At 72.6% G+C, this 18,765-nt stretch carries 21 protein-coding genes; 6 read left to right on the top strand and 15 right to left on the bottom strand.

The genetic code is table 11. From position 1 onward, the window contains the following. The first annotated feature begins 54 nt into the window (after positions 1-54). Positions 55-690, top strand: coding sequence for an MOSC domain-containing protein (locus tag DEJ23_RS03050; RefSeq protein ID WP_111238802.1), 636 nt, complete (start codon positions 55-57; stop codon positions 688-690). A 48-nt stretch (positions 691-738) separates the two neighbouring features. Here the strand turns inward: DEJ23_RS03050 and DEJ23_RS03045 are convergent, their stop codons facing one another. Beyond that, a complete protein-coding gene (locus DEJ23_RS03045) occupies positions 739-1,137 on the bottom strand; it encodes an MmcQ/YjbR family DNA-binding protein (RefSeq protein ID WP_111238801.1) in 399 nt (132 codons plus the stop codon). Positions 1,138-1,279: 142 nt separating this feature from the next. Between DEJ23_RS03045 and DEJ23_RS03040 the strand changes: the two genes are divergently transcribed. Next, the gene (locus DEJ23_RS03040) at positions 1,280-1,579 is read left to right on the top strand and encodes an excalibur calcium-binding domain-containing protein (RefSeq protein ID WP_111238800.1); all 300 of its coding nucleotides are present in this window, start codon (positions 1,280-1,282) and stop codon (positions 1,577-1,579) included. Positions 1,580-1,627: 48 nt separating this feature from the next. Here the strand turns inward: DEJ23_RS03040 and epsC are convergent, their stop codons facing one another. The 3 genes from epsC to DEJ23_RS03025 form a co-directional block, all read right to left on the bottom strand. Beyond that, the gene (epsC, locus tag DEJ23_RS03035; protein ID WP_258375231.1) at positions 1,628-2,212 is read right to left on the bottom strand and encodes a serine O-acetyltransferase EpsC; all 585 of its coding nucleotides are present in this window, start codon (positions 2,210-2,212) and stop codon (positions 1,628-1,630) included. Next, positions 2,209-3,147, bottom strand: coding sequence for a cysteine synthase A (gene cysK, locus DEJ23_RS03030; RefSeq protein WP_111238799.1), 939 nt, complete (start codon positions 3,145-3,147; stop codon positions 2,209-2,211). The genes epsC and cysK overlap by 4 nt, the downstream gene beginning before the upstream one ends. 66 nt (positions 3,148-3,213) lie before the next feature. After that, positions 3,214-4,305: a dipeptidase gene (locus DEJ23_RS03025; RefSeq protein WP_111238798.1), complete on the bottom strand. Its 1,092-nt coding sequence runs from the start codon at positions 4,303-4,305 to the stop codon at positions 3,214-3,216. A gap of 104 nt (positions 4,306-4,409) precedes the next feature. On the opposite strand from DEJ23_RS03025, the gene DEJ23_RS03020 reads away from it, so the two are divergent. After that, the gene (locus DEJ23_RS03020) at positions 4,410-4,904 is read left to right on the top strand and encodes an SRPBCC family protein (protein ID WP_111238797.1); all 495 of its coding nucleotides are present in this window, start codon (positions 4,410-4,412) and stop codon (positions 4,902-4,904) included. On the opposite strand, the gene DEJ23_RS03015 is transcribed toward DEJ23_RS03020, so the two are convergent. From DEJ23_RS03015 to DEJ23_RS02990, 6 genes are all read right to left on the bottom strand, one after another. Beyond that, positions 4,871-5,701 carry a MurR/RpiR family transcriptional regulator gene (locus tag DEJ23_RS03015; protein WP_111227881.1) on the bottom strand — a complete coding sequence of 277 codons (831 nt, stop codon included), beginning with the start codon at positions 5,699-5,701 and terminating at the stop codon, positions 4,871-4,873. The genes DEJ23_RS03020 and DEJ23_RS03015 overlap by 34 nt on opposite strands. Then, a complete protein-coding gene (locus DEJ23_RS03010; RefSeq protein ID WP_111238796.1) occupies positions 5,698-6,984 on the bottom strand; it encodes an allantoate amidohydrolase in 1,287 nt (428 codons plus the stop codon). The genes DEJ23_RS03015 and DEJ23_RS03010 overlap by 4 nt, the downstream gene beginning before the upstream one ends. After that, entirely contained in the window at positions 6,981-8,228 is a 1,248-nt protein-coding gene (locus DEJ23_RS03005) for an alanine--glyoxylate aminotransferase family protein (protein ID WP_111238795.1), read from the bottom strand. The genes DEJ23_RS03010 and DEJ23_RS03005 overlap by 4 nt, the downstream gene beginning before the upstream one ends. Further along, positions 8,225-9,631 carry an allantoinase AllB gene (gene allB / locus DEJ23_RS03000; RefSeq protein ID WP_111238794.1) on the bottom strand — a complete coding sequence of 469 codons (1,407 nt, stop codon included), beginning with the start codon at positions 9,629-9,631 and terminating at the stop codon, positions 8,225-8,227. The genes DEJ23_RS03005 and allB overlap by 4 nt, the downstream gene beginning before the upstream one ends. Next, positions 9,628-10,407 carry an aspartate/glutamate racemase family protein gene (locus DEJ23_RS02995; protein WP_111238793.1) on the bottom strand — a complete coding sequence of 260 codons (780 nt, stop codon included), beginning with the start codon at positions 10,405-10,407 and terminating at the stop codon, positions 9,628-9,630. The genes allB and DEJ23_RS02995 overlap by 4 nt, the downstream gene beginning before the upstream one ends. A gap of 125 nt (positions 10,408-10,532) precedes the next feature. After that, positions 10,533-12,095, bottom strand: coding sequence for an NCS1 family nucleobase:cation symporter-1 (locus tag DEJ23_RS02990; protein WP_111238792.1), 1,563 nt, complete (start codon positions 12,093-12,095; stop codon positions 10,533-10,535). 236 nt (positions 12,096-12,331) lie between these two features. Between DEJ23_RS02990 and DEJ23_RS02985 the strand changes: the two genes are divergently transcribed. The 3 genes from DEJ23_RS02985 to DEJ23_RS02975 all read left to right on the top strand — a co-directional run bounded on the left by DEJ23_RS02985 (position 12,332) and on the right by DEJ23_RS02975 (position 14,448). Further along, on the top strand, positions 12,332-12,886 hold the full coding sequence (locus DEJ23_RS02985) for a VOC family protein (protein ID WP_111238791.1): 555 nt from the start codon (positions 12,332-12,334) through the stop codon (positions 12,884-12,886). A 318-nt stretch (positions 12,887-13,204) separates the two neighbouring features. Continuing rightward, positions 13,205-13,747, top strand: coding sequence for an arginase family protein (locus DEJ23_RS02980; RefSeq protein ID WP_309147071.1), 543 nt, complete (start codon positions 13,205-13,207; stop codon positions 13,745-13,747). A gap of 110 nt (positions 13,748-13,857) precedes the next feature. Next, entirely contained in the window at positions 13,858-14,448 is a 591-nt protein-coding gene (locus DEJ23_RS02975; RefSeq protein ID WP_111238790.1) for a hypothetical protein, read from the top strand. A gap of 84 nt (positions 14,449-14,532) precedes the next feature. On the opposite strand, the gene DEJ23_RS02970 is transcribed toward DEJ23_RS02975, so the two are convergent. From DEJ23_RS02970 to DEJ23_RS02950, 5 genes are all read right to left on the bottom strand, one after another. After that, entirely contained in the window at positions 14,533-14,997 is a 465-nt protein-coding gene (locus DEJ23_RS02970; protein WP_146240176.1) for a hypothetical protein, read from the bottom strand. 83 nt (positions 14,998-15,080) lie between these two features. Continuing rightward, positions 15,081-15,608, bottom strand: coding sequence for a tetratricopeptide repeat protein (locus DEJ23_RS02965; RefSeq protein WP_111239022.1), 528 nt, complete (start codon positions 15,606-15,608; stop codon positions 15,081-15,083). A gap of 365 nt (positions 15,609-15,973) precedes the next feature. Continuing rightward, on the bottom strand, positions 15,974-16,693 hold the full coding sequence (locus tag DEJ23_RS02960; RefSeq protein ID WP_111238788.1) for a VIT1/CCC1 transporter family protein: 720 nt from the start codon (positions 16,691-16,693) through the stop codon (positions 15,974-15,976). Between the two features lie 87 nt (positions 16,694-16,780). Then, the gene (locus DEJ23_RS02955; RefSeq protein ID WP_111238787.1) at positions 16,781-17,278 is read right to left on the bottom strand and encodes a GNAT family N-acetyltransferase; all 498 of its coding nucleotides are present in this window, start codon (positions 17,276-17,278) and stop codon (positions 16,781-16,783) included. Positions 17,279-17,313: 35 nt separating this feature from the next. Further along, entirely contained in the window at positions 17,314-18,717 is a 1,404-nt protein-coding gene (locus DEJ23_RS02950; protein ID WP_258375229.1) for an LLM class flavin-dependent oxidoreductase, read from the bottom strand. Between the last annotated feature and the right edge of the window lie 48 nt (positions 18,718-18,765).

Below are 18,765 nucleotides of genomic sequence, written 5' to 3'. Positions count from 1 at the left end.
ACACCGTGTCCGCACGACTTCGCAGAACGTCCCGGCGTGCGCCAGAGTGGTGACATGTCCGTCGTCACCGCCGTCTGCCGCGTCGAACAGCTCCTCCGCGATTCCGGGAGCATCGGTGTGACGGCGATCGACAAGCGTCCCGTCGACGGCCCGGTCCGCGTCCGACCGCTCGGGCTCCACGCCGACGTGCAGGCCGACCGCAAGCACCACGGCGGTGAGGACCAGGCCGTGTACGCCTACGCCGACGAGGACGCCGCGTACTTCGCCGAGGTGCTCGGCCGTGACGTGCCACCCGGGCTCTTCGGCGAGAACCTCCGGACCAGCGGGGTGGACGTGACGGGAGCCGTCACGGGTGAGCGCTGGCGGATCGGGGACACCCTCGAGCTCGAGGTGACGATCCCCCGCACGCCGTGCGGCACCTTCGCCCGCCGGATGCGGATCGACGGCTGGGTGAAGCGGTTCGCGGTCGAGAACCGTCCGGGAGCCTACCTGCGTGTGCTGCACTCGGGACCGGTGGCCGCCGGCGACCCGGTCGTCGTCACGCACCGGCCGGCGCACGGCGTGACCATCGGCGAGATCTCCGCGGGGCTCACGCCGGAACAGGCCAGGGCGGTGCTCGACTCCGGGGACCGACTCGCACCGAAGGTCGTGCGCGACGTGTCGAAGGTGCTCGCGCGCGGGCGCGTCTGACCCGTCGACCGCTCGGGCCGCGTCGGCCGAGCGCGCTGGCGCCGACTGCTACCGATCGGCGGCGGGGTCCTCCGCACGACGGCGAGCGGGGTCCAGCGGGCGGCGGCCTCGGGGCAGACCGGCGACCACGAGGTCGTACGAGTTCGCCACGAGGTCCTCGACCAACGTCTCGTCGATCCCGTCCCCGGGCGCGAGGGTGATCCAGTGGCGCTTGTCCATGTGCCACCCCGGCGTGACCTCGACGTGGTCGCGGACGAGCGCGGCACCGTGCGGCGGCGCGCACTTCAGGTTGACGATCGGCACCCCGCGCAGCGTCGTGGCGAGCACGAACATCCGACCGGCGACCTTGTGCACGACGGATCCCTCGCCGAACGGTCGTGTCTCCTCGACCGCCGGCAGCGCCAGGGCCGTCCGGGTCGTCACCTCGTGCAGTGCTGCGCCGTCCACGGGTCCAGGATGCCGCATCCACCTCGATCGGGGGGTACCCGTCCGTGAGTGCCGCTCGGGTACGATCGACCCGCCGCGCACCCGACGCGGCGGTCGCGGCGGTCGCGCCAGCGGCCACGATCCGCTCCCAGGGGGAACACCCGTGCGCACTTTCCGTACCCTCGGCGTCGCCGCCGCCACCACCGTCCTCGCCGCCTCGGTCGTGTTCGGCGGAGCGACCTCCGCTTCCGCCGCCCCGAAGGTCTACGCGAACTGCACCGCCGTGCACAAGGTCTACTCCGGCGGCATCGCGAAGAAGTCCGTGACGAAGAACCGGGTCACCTCGGGCGGGAAGACCACCCACCGCGCCCTGAAGGGCACCGTCAAGAAGGACGACGCGCTCTACAAGGCGAACAAGAAGATGGACCGCGACGGCGACGGCATCGCCTGCGAGAAGAGCTGACGCGTCGCCGCTGGGCCGTCGCCTCGGTCATCCCGGGTCGTCGCCGCGTCAGAGTGTCGGGAGGCCCTCGTGTCCTGACCTCGGCCGCGCGGTGCCGGCGACGCCGGTGACGACCGACCCCGCCGGCACGTCCTTCGTCACGACCGTGTTCGCGCCGACGACCGAGTCCGCGCCGACGGTGATCGCGCCGATGAGCGACGATCCTGCGCCGAGCACCACCCGGTCGCCCACCGCGGGGTGACGCCGGCGCCCCGGACCGTGCTCCCCGCCGCGTCCGCCCAGCGTCACGCCGTGGAACACCACGACGTCGTCGCCGATCACCGCGGTCTCCCCGATCACGACCCCCATGCCGTGGTCGATGAAGAAGCGGCGGCCGATGCGCGCACCCGGGTGGATCTCGATCCCGGTGGCGGAGCGCGCGAGCTGCGCGATCACCCGCGCGGCGAACCGCGACCCGGGCAGCCCGCGGGCGGTCCAGAGTCGATGTGTCAGGCGGTACGTCCAGACCGCGTGCAGGCCGGAGTAGACCACCGCGTTCTCCAGGTCACCCCGGGCGGCGGGGTCACCGCGGCGTGCTGCAGCGAGGTCCTCCCGGACCGTCCGCAGCACGCCGCGTCGGACGGCACGCGTCACGCAGTGAGCCCTTCGAACAGCGGCGTCGACAGGTAGCGCTCACCGGTGTCGCACACGATCGCGACCACACGCTTGCCGGCGTTCTCCGGCCGCGCAGCGATCTCGACGGCGGCGTGGACGATCGCGCCGGACGAGATGCCCGCCAGGATCCCCTCCTCGGTGCCGAGCGCCCGGGCGACACGGAGTGCGTCCTCGAGCTCGACGTCGAACACCTCGTCGATGACGGCACGGTCGAGCACCTCGGGCACGAAGTTCGCACCGATGCCCTGGATCTTGTGCGGGCCGGCCTTGCCCTCGCTCAGGAGCGGGGAGTCCTTCGGCTCCACCGCGACGACCTGCACGCCGGGGACGCGCTCCTTGAGCACCTGACCGACGCCCGTGATGGTGCCGCCCGTCCCGACACCGGCGACGAACACGTCGACGTGCCCCTCGGTGTCACGGAGGATCTCCTCCGCCGTGGTCCTGCGGTGGATCGCCGCGTTCGCCGGGGTCTCGAACTGGTGCGCCAGGACCGCGCCGGGCGTCTCGTCGACGATCTGTCCGGCACGGGCGACGGCGCCCTTCATGCCCTCGGACCCCGGGGTCAGGACGATCTCGGCCCCGAACGCGCGGATGAGGGCTCGGCGCTCGACGCTCATCGTCTCGGGCATCGTGATGACGACCCGGTACCCGCGTGCTGCGCCGACCAGGGCGAGCGCGATGCCGGTGTTGCCCGACGAGCCCTCGACGATGGTGCCACCCGGACGCAGGTCACCCGATTCCTCGGCCGCGTCGATGATGGCGACGCCGAGACGGTCCTTCACGCTGGAGCCGGGGTTGTAGAACTCGAGCTTCGCGAGGACCTCGGCCCCGTCGGCCTTCGGCAGACGGTTCAGGCGGACCAGCGGGGTGTTGCCGAACGCCTGCGAGATGTTGTCGTAGATGGTGCCGGTCATCCGTTGTCGTCCTTCGGGTCAGGTCGTGCGCCGTCGACGGTGGAGGCGCTGTGGTCCCCCGTGATCCTAGCGACGGCGCCCGGCGTTTCCCCTGTCGATGACGCCCGCTGACGTGCCTGGGCGTGCCGCGACGTCGATCCGCGCGAACCGGTCGTCCGTCTCCTCGAGGACCCGCAGCACGTTGCCGCCGGCCAGCGCCCGCAGGTCCGCCTCGGCCCACCCGCGTCGCCGGAGCTCCTCGGCGAGCACCGGGTACCGGGACACGTCGCGCAGGTCCGGCGGGAGCACCGGCGTGCCGTCGTAGTCACCCCCGAGCCCCAGGTGGCGGACGCCCGCGACCTCGCGGGCGTGGTCCAGGTGGTCCGCGACGTCGGCGACGGTCACGAGCGGGGGCTCGCCCTCTGAACCGGCCTCCTCCCAGTCCGCCCACGCCCGCGACACGAACTTCGGCACGAAGGTGATCATCACCACGCCGCCGTTGCCCGCGAGTCGGGCGAGGACGTCGTCCGGCACGTTCCGCGGGTGGTCGTCGACCGCGACGGTCGACGAGTGGCTGAAGACGACCGGCTGCGTGGCGACGTCCAGGGTGTCCCGCATCGTCGCCGGCGCGGTGTGCGACAGGTCGACGAGCATGCCGAGGCGCTCCATCTCGGCGACGACCTCACGGCCCCGGTCGGTCAGGCCGCCGTGCGCGCGGGCACCCGTGGCCGAGTCCGCCCACGTCGTGTCGTCGTTGTGGGTGAGCGTCATGTACCGGACGCCGAGCCGGGCGAAGGAGCGGAGCACGGCGAGGTCGTCGCCGATCGAGTGGCCGCCCTCGGCACCGAGCAGGGACGCGATCCGGCCGGACGCGACGGCCGCCCGCACGTCGTCGGCGGTCCGCGCGAACGCCAGGTCCTCCGGGTACCGCTCGACGATCCGCAGGGCGGTGTCGATCTGCTGCAGCGTCGTGCGCACCGGGTCGGGGTCGTCCGACGGCACGAACACCGACCAGAACTGCCCGACGACCCCGCCGGCGCGGAGCTTCGGCAGATCCGTGTGGAGCGTGCCCTCCTCGGTGTCGATGCCCTCGACACCGGAGTCGTGCGAATCGCGGCGTTCCCACGGCAGGTCGTTGTGGCCGTCGATGACCGGGAAGGCGAGGGAGTCGAACGTCATGCCGCCGACGCTACCGTGCCGCCTCGCCGTGGCTAGGCTCGCGGTGTGCACCCCGTGACGCTCCGGACCGACCGGCTCGTGCTCTCCGGCGACTGGCCGACGTCGTGACGATCGCCTTCCGGGTGGTCACCGAGATCGCGGCACCGCCGGAGCGCGTCTTCGCACTGTCGCTCGACGTCGGGGCGCACGAACGCTCGATGGCCGGCTCCGGCGAGCGGGCGGTGGCCGGGACGACGTCCGGCACGATCGGCCTGGGCGAGACCGTCACGTGGCGCGCGCGGCACTTCGGGGTCGTGTGGCGGATGACGAGCAGGATCACCGAGTCGGAGGCTCCCGGCCGCTTCGTCGACGAACAGGTGCGTGGGCCGTTCGCGCGGTTCCGGCACGAGCACCGGTTCGAGCCGTCGGCCCGCGGCACGCGGATGGTCGACGACATCGTCTTCCGCGCGCCCCTCGGGCCGCTCGGGTGGGCGGCAGAGCGGATCGCGCTGGCACGGTACGTGCCGCAGCTGATCGCAGGGCGGAACGCAGCGTTGCGCGAGGAACTCGAGCGCGACGCTGACGGTCAACGCGCCGCGAGCTCCCCGAGCGCGTCGTAGGCCGCGGCGACGGCGTCCACACGCGCTCTGCCGGCCGGACCGGAGGCCTCGTAGACGTCGTTGGCGATCGCGGCCACGACGGCGAACAGCGCCGCCATCGAGTCGAACGCCGACGGTGAGTCGACCGGGCACAGCACCGCGGTCGCCGCCGGTGCCGCGATCACGGCGGCGGTCGGGTCCCCGAGCACGACCACGTCGGCGCCGGTCGCGACGCAGTGCCGCACGAGGCGCTCGGCTCCGGCCGCGTGCCGCCGGACCGTGACGAGCACGACGAGGTCACGGCGGTCGAGGTCCGCGACCTCCTCACCGAGTCGCTGTCCCGGGGCGGGGCCGATGCGGACGTCCGGACGCACCTGCGCCAGCTGTGACCGGAGCTGCATCGCGACGGGGTGCGCGCCGCGCTCCCCGAAGACGAGCACCCGCCGCGCGCGGACGATCCGGCGGGCGAGCCGGACGCGGTCGGCCCGGGCGAGCGAGGCGAACGCGGCGTCGAGGTTCCGGGCCTCGACGGCGCGCTGGTCGACGTGCGCGGCGTCCTCCGCGGCCCACGGCAACCCGCTGCCCCGGGCGGACATGAGCTCCTGCCGGACCTCCGCGGCGTCCTGGAAGCCGAGGGAGCGCACGAGCCGCGAGACCGTCGCCTTCGACGTGCCCGACTCGGCTGCGAGCTCGGCGGACGTCCCGACCAGCAGCAGTTCCGGGTCGTGGCGGACCATGGCGGCGACACGACGCTCCGCGGGCGACAGCCGGTCCCAGACCGCGTCGACGCGAGCGCGGACGTCGGGTGCGGCGCTCACGCGGTCGCCGCCCGGTCGTCGGCGATGCGCTCGACCGCGACGGCCAGTGCGTCGAGGCCGAGTGCGACGTCGTCCTCGGAGACGAACTCGTCGGGGTGGTGACTGATGCCGTCCGGGTTGCGCAGGAAGAGCATCGCGACGTCGGTGACGATCCCGAGCGACATCGCGTCGTGACCGGCGCGCGAGAACAACTCGGCCGGTGCGGTCTCCCCCGTCGAGGCGATGCCGGCACGCACCGCGTCCATCAGCGCGGGCGCGCAGAACACCGCGGGGGCGCGGTGCACCTCGGTCGGTGCCACCGTCACGCCGCGGCGGGCGCCGATCTCGTCGAACGCCGCCGTGATCGTCTCCCACACCCGGTCGCGCCCCTCGTCGAACTCGCCCCGCAGGTCGACGCTGAAGCGGGCGAGACCCGGAACCACGTTGACCGCACCGGGCTCGACGGACATCGTGCCGACCGTGCCGACGTGCTGCTCCGCACGGCAGATCCGCTCGACGGCGAGTGCCGCCTCGGCCGCGGCGAGCAGCGCGTCGTGCCGGCGCTCGTAGGGGGTGCCGCCGGCGTGCCGGGCCTCGCCGACCGCCTCGACCGCGAAGCGCCTGGCGCTCGCGATGCTCGTGACGACGCCGAGCGCCTGCCCGGCCTGCTCGAGGTACGGCCCCTGTTCGATGTGCGCCTCGAGGTAGCCCACGAGCCGTTCCGGGGCCAGGGCCGCCTCGCGGACGCGATCCGGGTCGAGCCCGAAGTCGGTGAAGGCCTGCCGGAGCGTGACGCCGTCACCGTCCTCCAGGTCCCACCAGGCGTCGTCCCACACGCCGGCCACCGCCGACGAGCCGAGCAGGGCCTTGCCGAAGCGCGTGCCCTCCTCGTCGGAGAACGCGATGACCTGCAGTGCGAAGGGCAGCGGCCCGGACGCGGTGAGCCGGGCGACGGTGCGGATCGCCATGAGGACGCCGACGACACCGTCGTACCGGCCCGCGTCCACCACGGTGTCGAGGTGCGAGCCGAGGAGCAGCACGGGCGCGTCCGGCGTGGCGCCGGCGGCGACGCCGTGCAGGTTCCCCGCGGCGTCCTGCCAGGTGCGGAGCCCGGCGTCGCGCATCCACTCGGCCACCATCGCGTTCACGCGGGCGTGCTCCGGCGACAGGTACACGCGGGTGGTGCGACCGTCGTCCTGCGACACCGCGGCGAGCGCGTCGCACCAGCGCACGATCGTCGCGGCGTCGGCGATCGCCCGCGGGCTCGCGACGAGCGGTGCGGTCGCAGCGGCCGCCGGGGTCACGCGGACACCCCGGCCGCGACCGGCAGGCCCTGCCCGGCGTGCACGTCGAGCGCGGCGTCGACACCGGCACCCTGCGGGACGGCGTGGCCCGCACGGCGCAGGCAGTGCTCGAGCGCGGCGAGCGTCCGGACGACGGTGTCCTTCCGTGCGTTGTAGCCCATCGTCCCGATCCGCCAGACACGACCGTGCAGCGGGCCGAACGACGTGCCGATCTCGATGCCGTGGTCCTCGAGCATCGCGCTCCGGACCTCGTCGCCCACCACGTCGTCCGGGATCTCCACGGCGACGACGTTGTGCATCTTGTGCGCGACGTCGCCGAACACGCGGAGACCGAGCGCCTCGACCCCGGCGAGCATCGCCCGGCCGGCGGTGGCGTGCCGTTCGACGACGGCCTCGCGCCCCTCCTCGAGCAGGATGCGGGCGCACTCGTCCGCGGCGTAGAGCATCGACGCGGCCTCGGTGTGGTGGTTGAGCCGACGCGGGCCCCAGTAGTCGAGGATCATCGCGAGGTCGAGGTAGTTCGAGCGGATCGGATCGTCGGACACGACGTCGTCGGCCTCGCGGATGCCGGCCTCGATGCTCCGGCGGCCGTCGAGCACCGCCACCGCCCGCGGCGACAGGGTGATCGGGGCGCTGCCCGACGGGCCGCCGAGGCACTTCTGCAACCCGGCGCTCGCCACGTCGATGCCCCACGCGTCGACCTCGAGCGGGTTGCCGCCGATGCTCGCCGTCGCATCGGTGTAGAGCAGTACGCCGTGTCGCTCGCACACCGCGCCGAGCTCGTCGAGCGGCTGGTTCATCGTCGTCGAGGTGTCGCCCTGCACGATCGCGAGCACCTTCGGACGGACGCGGCGGACCGCGTCCTCGATCACCGACGGCGGGAACACCTGGCCCCACTCGGTCTCGATGGTGTGCACCTCGGCACCGGCGCGGGTGGCGATCTCGGCGAGCAGGTGCCCGAACCGGCCGAACACCGGGACGAGGACCCGGTCGCCGGGCGCCAGGAGCGAGACCAGCGCCGCTTCGATGCCCGCACGCGAGGTGCCGTCGACGAGCACCGTGGCGTCGTTGTGTGTGCCGAAGACCTGGCGGTAGCGCTCCTGGGTCGCGGTCATCGTCGCGGTCATCCACGGGTCGTACTGCCCGACGAGCGGCGTCGAGAGCGCCCGGAGCACGCGGGGGTCGGCGTCGATCGGGCCCGGACCCATGAGGAGTCGGGCGGGCGGGTTCACTGGCTGCGTCATGGTGCCTCCGTTCCGTTCAGGACCATACCGGAACGTTCGTTTCGTGCGTGTTGCGGGTCGGGCGTCCGGGACAGGAGTGCGCCCTCGGTCGCGGCCACCCCGGTGACGGCCGTCGCGACGAGCCGCCCCCGGAGCCAGGTCTCCTCGACCCGGCCGACGGTGCGCAGGCCGGCGAAGGCGGACACCGGGTTGCGGTGCGCCAGTGCGGCGACCTCGACGACGTCCTCGACCGACGGGTCGAACACGGCGAGGTGTGCGACCGCACCGGGGACGATCCGTCCGCGGTCGGCGAGCCCGACGAGCGACGCCGGTCCGGTGGTGAACCAGGGCAGCACGACCTCGAGCGGGATCCCCCGACGCACCGCCTCGGTCCAGACGGCGCGGAAGCCCACCTGGAGCCCGGCGATGCCTCCCCACGCCAGCCCCCAGTCGTCGGTCTTCAGGTCGGCCGTCGACGGCGAGTGGTCCGAGACGACGCAGTCGATCGTGCCGTCGAGCAGCCCGGCCCAGAGGGCGTCGCGGTTGGCGTCGTCGCGGATCGGCGGACAGCACTTGTACTCCGTCGCACCGTCGGGGATCGACCCGGCCTCGAACGCCAGGTAGTGCGGGCACGTCTCGACGGTCACCCGGACCCCGTCGGCCTTCGCCGCACGGAGGAGCGGCAGCGCGCCGGCGTCGGAGAGGTGCAGGACGTGCACCCGGGCGCCCGTCTCGCGCGCTCCCTCGACGACCCGCGCGATCGCGGACTGCTCGGCGCTGCCGGGGCGGGTGGCGAGGAAGTCGGCGTAGCGGCCGCCGAGCGCCTGGTGCGGCACGAGGTGGTCGGGGTCCTCGGCGTGCACGATGAGCAGCGCGTCGAGGTCGGCGACCTCCGCGATCGCGGCGCGCAGCTGCGCGGGCTCGAGGTGCGGGAACTCGTCGACACCGCTCGGCGCCGTGAAGCACTTGAAGCCGAACACCCCGGCGTCGTGCAGCGCGTCGAGGGTTCCGGTGTTCGCGGGGACCGCACCGCCCCAGAACCCGACGTCGACCGCGACCCGCCCCGCTGCGCTCGCCCGCTTCACCGCGAGGGCGTCGACGTCGACGGTCGCCGGGATCGAGTTCAGCGGCATGTCGACGATCGTCGTCACACCGCCGAGCGCCGCGGCACGGGTGGCAGAGGCGAAGCCCTCCCACTCGGTGCGGCCGGGTTCGTTGACGTGCACGTGGGTGTCGACGAGCCCGGGCAGGAGCACGTGCTCGTCCGGCACCGTCCGGTCCACGGTCGCCGCGACCTCGGCGTCGAACGGCAGGACCGCGTCGACCGCGCCGTCACGGACGACCACCGCGGCCGGCCGGAGGACGCCGTCGACCCACGTCTGCCGGGCGCGGAGCACCAGGTCGGCGGGGGCGGCGGCGGTCATGCCGAGACCCCCGTGAGCAGGGCAGGGCTGGATGCCCCGTCGACCGCCTGCAGCGTGAACCCCGACAGCAACCCCGTCACCGGCTTCGGCGGCGGTGGGGCGTACTCGCCGGACTTGCCGGTCCGCAGCCCGAGCCGCACGAGCGACTCCGCGAGCACCGTCGCGGCAGCCACGCCGTCGACCACCGGGGCGCCGATCTCCCGCGAGACCTCGGCGCAGAACTCCGCCATCCCCGCGCACCCGAGCACCACCGCGTCGGAACCGCCCTCGATCACGGCCCGGCACTCCGCGACGACGAGCGCCCGCGCGCCGGACGTCGGGTCGTCGAGCTGCAGCACCGGTACCTCGCACGCTCGGATCTCCGTCACCAGGGACGCGAACCCGTAGCGCTCCGCCAGCTCCCACGCACGTCCGGTCGTGCGGGCCAGCGTCGTGACCACGCCGAACCGGCGCCCGAGCAGCGCGGCGGCGTGGTAGCCGGCCTCGGCGATCCCGATCACCGGACCGGCGGCGAGCTCGCGTGCCGCGTCGAGCCCCGGGTCCCCGAAGCACGCGACGACGTACGCGTCGACCCCCTCCTGCTCGCCGAGCGCGACCTGCTCCAGGAGCCCGGGGACCGCGAGGGCCTCCTCGTAGTGGCTCTCGATCGAGGCCGGGCCGGTGCTCGGCGTGACCGCCTCGACGACGGTGCCGGGGCCGGCGACGGCGGCGGCCGCGCGGCCGATGGCGGCCGTCATCGAGGCCGTGGTGTTGGGGTTGACGACGCGGATGCGCATGCGGGTCCTTCCGTGTGGGAACGAGCGGAGACGGGCCGAGGGCGGACCGGTGGAGCCGAGGAGGTGGCGGACGCGACGCTCCGGCCGGGAGGCGGGTCGCGCCTCCCGGCCGGGTCGCTCGCCGGTCAGTCGCGACCGGCGGCTGCGCCGTCGTCGACCGTCGGGTCGTCCGCTGCCAACACCGGCATCCGCGGCGACCGACGCTCGAGCGCCCAGAAGACGACCAGTCCGAGGCCGCAGCCGACGAACCAGCTGTAGTTGCTCAGCCACGGCAGGACGCCCGTCGCGGGCGGCAGGACGGCGCTCGCGACCGACACCGCACCGGCGATCAGCAGGGTCCACATCGCGTTCGGGTTCCAGCCCGCGCGGTACCAGTAGCGGGCGGCGGGGTCCGTCGTGTACATGTCGTCGACCGCGACCCGCTGCTTCGCGACCAGGTAGTACCCGGCGATGAGGATGCCGAAGAGCGGACCGATCAGGGCGCCGAGGATCCCGAGCGTGTAGAGGATGGCCTGGTCGTTGCCGTACCAGTTCCACGGCGTCAGCAGCACCGAGCCGACGGCGGCGATCATGCCACCCGTCCGCCAACTGATCTTCCGCGGCGCGACGTTCGAGAAGTCGAACGCGGGGCTGATGAAGTTCGCGACGATGTTGATGCCGACCGTCGCCGTGACGAAGGTGAGGCCGCCGAGCAGGATCGCGAAGGGCGCGTCGATCGCCTGCACCGTCTCGATCGGATCGGTGATGAGCTTCCCGAACACCGGGACGGTCGCGCTGGCGCAGAGCACGGTGAGCACCGAGAAGAACAGGAAGTTGACCGGCAGACCCCAGAAGTTGCCGCGCTTGACCGCCCGGAACGAGCGTCCGTAGCGTGAGAAGTCCCCGAAGTTGAGCATCGGGCCGGAGAAGTAGCTGACGACGATCGCGACCGCGGAGAGCATGACCGGGATCGATGCGCCGAACGACATCGGCTCCCCCGTGTGCAGGGTCAGCGAGATGTTGCCGATGCCCGCCCTGGCGACCAGGTACACGGCGAGGGCGATCATCACGACGTAGACGGCGGGGCCGGCCCAGTCGATGAACCGGCGGATGGCCTCCATGCCCATCGAGAAGAGTGCTGCCTGCGCGACCCAGAGGATGCCGTACGAGATCCAGCCGAGCGCGGACAGTCCGAGGAAGGAGTGGTCGAGCAGCCCGGCCGAGCCGGGGATGAACTTGAGGAACACGATGTTGAGCGACTGCGCGGCGAGGAAGGTCTGCACGCCGTACCAGGCCGTCGCGATGAGGCCACGGATGACCGCGGGCACGTTCGCGCCGATCACGCCGAAGACCGCCCGGTTGATGACCGGGTACGGGACGCCGGTGCGCTGGGACGGCTTCGCGACGAGGTTCGCGAAGACCTGCACGATGAGGATGCCGACGACGAGCGCGACGAGCACCTGCCAGCTCGCGATGCCCAGGGCGAAGAGCGACCCGGCGGTGACGTACCCACCGACCGAGTGCACGTCCGACATCCAGAACGCGAAGATGTTGTAGCTCGACCAGCGCTGGTCGCGCAGCGGGGCGAGGTCCTCGTTGGTGAGCGCCGGGTCGTACCCGGGCTTGACGACGCCTGGGCCGGCAGCAGCCGACGACGTCGTGCGGGGGGCGTGGGGCGCGGCGACCGGGGTCGCGATCTCTGTGGCCAAGGCGTCCTCCGTGGGAGTGGGCGGCGGGGGTCCCCGCTCGTGGACGACGCTATGGAGGCTCTTCGCGCCGCCCGTTTCCCGTGTGTAACGGTCGTGTGACACGGCGGCCGGTCTGGAACGGGCGTTCCGACGGCCGATGCTGTGCACCGGTTCAGCCGGTGCGGGATGCCGCAGGGTTTGGCGCAGCTTCCGCGGCCGGCCGGACGCGACCGACCAGCCGCCGTGATCATCGATGCATGAACAGGGGCATCCGGATCGACCACGTCGGCGTCACCGTGCCGGACATCGACGCGGCGACGGCGTTCTTCGTGACCGCCTTCGACGCCGTGGTGCTGTACGACGTGCGCCGGACCACCGACGAGCCGAACGGCACGCCGGAGGCGCACCGTTACCTCGGCATCCCGTCCTCGATGGCGCAGGGCGCGATCCGCATGATCGCGTTGCCCGAGGGGCCGGGACTGGAGCTCTTCGAGTACCGCGGGCCGGACCAGCGCGGCGCCGCGCACCCGTCGGACCTGGGGTGGCAGCACCTGGCGCTGTACGTCGACGACCTCGACGCTGCCCTCGCCCGAGCGGAGGTCGCCGGAGCCGTCCGCAACTCCGACCCGCGCGCGCTGCGCGGTGAGGAGGCCGGCGAGGGCAACCGCTTCGTCTACACCCGTACGCCCTGGGGGTCGACGCTCGAGCTCGTCACCTACCCGACCCCGCAGCCCTACCTGCTGCACGCACCGCGGGCGAAGTGGGCGCCCTGGCCGGACGTGGACCAGCTCCGGCAGCTGGACCCGGCCTGACGGTCTCCCCCGCTGCCGGCCGGGAGGCGCGACTCGCGTCCACCTCGCCGCCCACCAGGAGCGTGCTCGGCAGCGAGGGACGGCGGAGTCGTCCTGACACGCCGGCATGGTCCTTGCCGGCCGGTACGTCGACGACGACGCGACCCGCAGTCCTGGCGTCGTGCGGAACGAGGCCGCGATGATCGACCATGCGCGGCGGCTCGCGGACCGCATCGACACGGTGCTCGCAACCGGGGCGGCGCCGTTGGTCGTCGGCGGAGACTGCAGCGTGCTCCTCGGAGCCGGCCTCGCGATGAAGCGCGAGGTGGCGCCGGACTGGTGCACGTGGACGGGCACACCGACTTCCGGCACCCCGGGAACAGCGACGACTGCGCGAGCGTGGCTGGGGAAGACCTGGCGGCCGCGGTCGGGCTCCACTGGCCCGACGTGTCGGACATCGACGGTGCCGGCCCGTACTTCGACCCTGCACGGACTGCTCACATGGGTTGTCGTGACGACGATGCCGAGCTCGCGGAGGTCCGCGCCGTGGTCGGTACGGTCCTCCCTACCTCGGAGTGGCGAGCCCGCGGGACTGCCGCAGTCGTTGATGCCCTGCAGACGACGGCGGATGCTGCCGGCTACTGGTTGCAGGTCGACGTCGATGTCCTCGACCCGACGGTGATGCCAGCCGTCGACAGTCCCGACCCGGGCGGCAGCACGGCCGAGGAGCTGATCGAGCTGCTCCGCGGGCTCGCACCTCGCGCTGTCGGCGCATCGGTGACGGTCTACGACCCGGACCTCGACCCGGACGGCACGCACGCCCACTTGCTCGCGGACGTCCTCACGGCCGGCCTCGGCGACCTCGGATGCGCGCTGCAGTAGCAGCGTCCGGTAGCGGATGGGCCATCGAACGGTTCGCAGTCCGCTGACGTCGTGCTCACTGTGTCCGTGTGAGCGTTCCGCGGCGCGTCCGGTTCTGGCATCGTCGAGCCGTGCGCCCGTCGACGATCCTCCTCGCCGCCATCACGGTCGTCTTCGGTGTCGCGACGATCGTCCTCGCGGTCCTGATCGGCACCGACGGGGGACGGGCCCTGTCTACCGAGCTCCGTCTCGGCATCCTCATCACGTTCGGGTTCGGCGTCGCCTGCCTCACCACCGAGGCCAACCACCGCCGGCGGGCGCGCCTTCAGCAGAAGGCCGAGGCCCATCCAGGCACCGCGTTCGTCACCGCGCATGCGACGGAATCGACGGCGGCCGACCTCGCGGCCTGGAGCCCGAGGCTGCGCGTCTGGTTTCCGTGCGACCTCGGGTTCGACCGGACGGGGATCACGAGCTGGTCGACACGCAACGACGGGCAGGGGACACCGATCGCCCTCCGTTCGGAGGTGCTCGGCTTCGACGTGTTCAGCGAGCCCACGCCCCGCGGCGTCGCCTATCGATGGGGAATCGTGGTCCACCTCGCGCCCAGAACGTCGGGACCCGGAGCGGTCCACCTGTGGGTGGCCGACGACCAGCCGGCACAGGACGAGTACGCGATGCGCCGGACGATCCGTCGGATCGAGTCTGCGCTCGGCACCCGCTGACCAGGCCGCGCCGTACCAACGCCCCCGAGCCATGGGGTCTGCCGGAGACGCGGTCGGCCCGTCCGAGAGTGGATGGGCTTTCAGTCATCGTGCTTCCATCCGCAGGCGCACGGAGTCTGCGACACGGGCAGGATCGCGGCACTGCACCACGTACTCGTGCTCGTCACGGGTGCGGAGGACCACGGCCGGCCGGTCCCCGAGGATCAATCCGGTCGCGTTGCCCTTCCACCGCAGTCCGACGCCGCCGAACCGGTACCAGGTCTGGTCAGCGATCTCGACGGTCTCCAGTTCGCCGTAGTCGAGTCGTCGCCGCCAGACCGGCACGAAGCGCAACTCGATGTGGTCGTCCACTTCCACCTGGACCGACGCCGTCACCAGGAGGAGTCCCACGGCGAGCACCAGGACGGACGGCAGCATCGTGAGCGTGGCGGGAGCGACACCGATCTCCCTGGTCAGGACGACCGTGAGGACGATCATTCCACCGAAGCTCAACAGGAGGAACGTGCCGAGCGCCTTCATCCATGCAGGGCCGTTCAATCGGTCTGTCATGCGACGACCTCCTTCGCTCGTTGGGCGGGCTGTGCAGGTGGACGCTCCGTCGGCGACCAACCGACAGGAACGACGAGGATCCCCTACCGGGCTTCCAGGTGAGCGGCGCCGTCTCCTGCGTCCAGTGAGGCGAGGTGGTCGGCGTTGCCGCGCAAGGCCGGTTTGTACCGGTCGAGCTCCGAGGCGTGCACGTGCTCCGCGAGCAGCACCAGAAGGCTCGCGATTGCGGTGTTCGGCCGGCCATCGGCGTGGAACGTCAAGGCCTCGAACGCTCCGAGGGCGACGGACTCAGGGAACTCGGCCCGCGCCCGTGCGAAGGCCCGGAGTGATTCGTCGATCCGGCCGAGGTTCCGGAGGGTGCTGCCGTACTGGAGGTAGCAGCGGCGTCGTACGTCTCCGGCGAATCCTCTTTCTATCGCTCGCTCGTAGAAGCCGAGCGCCGTCGCCTCGTCTCCCGCCGTGTCGTACGCACCACCGAGCTCGTAGAGGACCCGAGGGTTCTCCGGGTGCTCGTTGTAGATGGGGAGCAGCGCGTCGATGGTCGGTCGCATGTCCTCCCGGTTCCGGGCGGCGAAGATCGCGTCAAGCTGCGCCTCGATGACGTCAGACATGGTCAGCAGCTCCCCGTTCGAGCAGTCGAGCGACCGCGACGACACAGTACCGGTCGTCTCGATGGCCGGTCCCCACTGCGAAGGCCCACCGGCCGGGTCTCCCTCGGACTGGAAGGTGACGAGCGCCGATGATGGTCACCTGGTCGGCAGTGTCCGATTGCTCGGCGCAGGCACGCCTGGCGCCACCAACTACCGGTACAAGACAGCCGGCGCGCTCCTCGGGTCACTTCGCGGAGCTTCTGAACGCGTCTGACAGCCGGGCCGCTACGAGACGTTTCAAGATCGAGGTCAGTCCCCTCGGTGGCGGGTCGGGGCGGTCGGTCGCACATGGGTGATCCGGAGTGGACGCGATCCCGGTGGTCCGGTCAGAGGGCGTGGGTCCCGAGGAGCGCGCCGGCGACGTACGTCGCCGCGAGTGCGAGCGCGCCACCGACGACCACGCGCAGCGCCGCTCGGCCCCGACGGGCACCACCGAGCACCGCGCCTGTGGTCCCCGTCAGGGCGAGCGCCACGAGCGACGCGGTCACGGTGACCGGTACGCGGGCAGGCTCCGGAGCGAGCAGCATCGCGAGGAACGGCAGGAGCGCCCCGACCGTGAAGGTCGCCGCGGACACCCACGCGGCACGCCAGGGGCTGACGATCTCGTCCTCGGCGTCCTGCAGGGATGCCTCGGCCCGGCGACGGCGGACCTCGGGACGCGTGAGCTCGCGCGCGACGGCGTCCGCCACCGACTCCTCCACTCCGAGCGACCGGTAGTGCGCGGCGAGCGCGGGAGCATCCTCGGCGTCGGCCTCGAGCTGCGCCTGCTGCGCCGCCTGGCCCGTCCGCTGGGCGTCCCGCGCGCCGCTCACCGAGATGTACTCGCCGAGGGCCATCGAGACGGCACCGCCCACCAGGGCCGCGGTGCCCGCCGCGACGACCGGTCCGGTGCCCGCGCCGGCTCCGGCGACACCGACGAGGACGGCAGCGACGGACACGATGCCGTCGTTCGCACCGAGCAGTCCGGCGCGGAGCCAGTTGAGCCGGGCGGCGCTGGTGGCGTCGTGCTCGGAGGCGGGGAGGGAGAGGTCCGATGCGGTCGACATGGCGGCAATCGAACCACGCCCGCGCGCATCGTGCCAGCAAGGTGAGGCAGGCCTGACCTGGGGTTTGCCGGTGAGGTGAGCCTCACCTCACCCGGTTGCGGCCGCCCGCCAGACCCTGGTCGGCCGACCGCTCAGCGCGTGCGGGAAGGGGTCTCCGACCGGGCGGAACCCGGCTCCCGCGTACAGTGCGAGCGCCGGGGCGTTGTCGTCGAGGGCGTGCAGCTCGCAGTGTGCGTACCCGGCCTCGGCAGCGGCGGACACCGCCGCCGCGAGGAGTCGGCGCCCGAGCCCGTGTCCCTGCGCCCCGGGGGCCACGGCGAGCAGGCTGAGGTACGCCGCGTCGCTCGGTGCCCCGCCGGTGCCGGGGGCCGTGACGAGCGCGAAGCCGACCGGAGCGCCGTCGTCGTCGTCGGCGACCACCAGCGCCACCCGTTCGGCGGCGAACTTCGCCTGGGCGCGCTCGCGGACCGCGGCCGAGGCGGGCGTGCCGTCACGGTCGGCGACGGCCGCCACCCACAGGTCGACGCACGCCACCGCGGTCGACTCGGCGTCCGCGGTGCGCACGACGAAGGACGACCCGATCACCCGACCACCCTACGTCGCACGCCCCGACGCGTCGGTCAGACGGTCGCCCGCGTGCCGATCCGGTACCGGGCGCCACGGTGCTCGTCCGGCAGCCGGTCGCCGCGGCCGTGCAGCTTGTGGCGGAGCGACCCCTCGACGTACTCCTCCGGGTACGCCCCGCGTGCGCGGAGCTCGGGGACGACGAACTCGATGACGTCCTCCCACGTGCCCGGCGTCACCGCGTAGGCGAGGTTGAAACCGTCGACGTCGGTCTGCTCCTGGATGTCGATGAGCTGCTGGGCGATGGTCGCGCCCGACCCGACCGCAACCGGTCCGAGGCCCCCGATCGCCGTGTGCTCGGCGATGTCCCGGACCGTCCAGTTCGACCCGTCCTCACCCGTCGCCGCGGACAGGTTCGCCGCCGCCGACTGGATCGCGTTCGACTCGATGTTCCCGAGCGGCTCGTCGAGGTCGTACTGCGACAGGTCGACGCCCATCCAGCCGGAGTTGAGCACGAGCGCGCCCTCGGCCGACGCGTACGACAGGTAGTCGCGGTACTTGGCCTGCGCTGCCTCGTCGGTGGCGTCGGTGATGACGGTGAGCAGCGTGTAGACGCGGGCGGCGTACCGGTCGCGACCAGCGGCCTCCAGGGCGTCACGGATCTTCCCGACGGTCGCCGCGAGCTGCGGGACCGTCGGGGCGCCGACGAACACGGCCTCGGCGTTCTCCGCGGCGAAGCGGATGCCGCGCGGCGAGGCGCCCGCCTGGTAGACGACGGGGCTCCGCTGCACCGAGGGCTCGGACAGGTGGATGCCGGGCACGTCGAAGTGCATGCCGTGGTGCTCGATCGGGTGCACCTTGGCCGGGTCGGTGAACACGCCGGTCTCGCGGTCCTCGACGACGGCGTCGTCCTCCCAGGAGCCCTCCCACAGCTTGTAGAGCACCTCGAGGTACTCGTCCGCCACGTCGTAGCGGTCGTCGTGCGAGAGCTGGTCGGTCTGTCCCATGTTGCGCGCGGCGCTCGGCAGGTACCCCGTGACGACGTTCCAGCCGATGCGGCCCTTCGTCAGGTGGTCGAGCGTCGAGATGCGGCGGGCGAACGGGTACGGGTGCTCGTAGGCGGTGCCCGCGGTGATGCCGAAGCCGAGGTGCTCGGTCACCGCCGCCATCGCGGAGACGAGCAGGATCGGGTCGTTCACCGGCACCTGCGACCCCGTGCGGAGCGCCGCCTCGTTCGTCCCGCCGTAGACGTCGTACGTCCCGAGGACGTCGGCGATGAAGATGCCGTCGAAGCGCCCGCGCTCGAGCAGTTGCGCCAGGTCCGTCCAGTACGACAGGTCGTTGTAGTGCCGCGAGCGGTCGCGGGGGTGCCGCCACAGCCCGGAGGACTGGTGCGCGACGCAGTTCATGTCGAACGCGTTGAAGCGGATCTGTCGGGGCTCGCCGTGCTGCTGGGTCACGCGCCGAAGCTACGTCCGCGAGCCGGGCTCGTCACGCACGGTGACGCC

Origin of the sequence: Curtobacterium sp. MCSS17_008 (genome assembly GCF_003234185.1) — a bacterium.
Classification (GTDB): domain Bacteria; phylum Actinomycetota; class Actinomycetes; order Actinomycetales; family Microbacteriaceae; genus Curtobacterium.
This window is presented reverse-complemented; position numbering and strand designations above follow the sequence as displayed.

Excerpts from the sequence above, each read along its gene's own strand:
- allB (WP_111238794.1), bottom strand. The coding sequence starts at position 9,631 with ATGACCGCCGCCGCCCCCGCCGACCTGGTGCTCCGCGCCCGGCAGACG.
- DEJ23_RS02965 (WP_111239022.1), bottom strand. The coding sequence starts at position 15,608 with ATGTCTGACGTCATCGAGGCGCAGCTTGACGCGATCTTCGCCGCCCGG.
- DEJ23_RS02970 (WP_146240176.1), bottom strand. The coding sequence starts at position 14,997 with ATGACAGACCGATTGAACGGCCCTGCATGGATGAAGGCGCTCGGCACG.
- cysK (WP_111238799.1), bottom strand. The coding sequence starts at position 3,147 with ATGACCGGCACCATCTACGACAACATCTCGCAGGCGTTCGGCAACACC.
- DEJ23_RS03050 (WP_111238802.1), top strand. The coding sequence starts at position 55 with ATGTCCGTCGTCACCGCCGTCTGCCGCGTCGAACAGCTCCTCCGCGAT.
- DEJ23_RS03005 (WP_111238795.1), bottom strand. The coding sequence starts at position 8,228 with ATGACGCAGCCAGTGAACCCGCCCGCCCGACTCCTCATGGGTCCGGGC.
- DEJ23_RS02985 (WP_111238791.1), top strand. The coding sequence starts at position 12,332 with ATGAACAGGGGCATCCGGATCGACCACGTCGGCGTCACCGTGCCGGAC.
- DEJ23_RS02960 (WP_111238788.1), bottom strand. The coding sequence starts at position 16,693 with ATGTCGACCGCATCGGACCTCTCCCTCCCCGCCTCCGAGCACGACGCC.
- DEJ23_RS02995 (WP_111238793.1), bottom strand. The coding sequence starts at position 10,407 with ATGCGCATCCGCGTCGTCAACCCCAACACCACGGCCTCGATGACGGCC.
- DEJ23_RS03025 (WP_111238798.1), bottom strand. The coding sequence starts at position 4,305 with ATGACGTTCGACTCCCTCGCCTTCCCGGTCATCGACGGCCACAACGAC.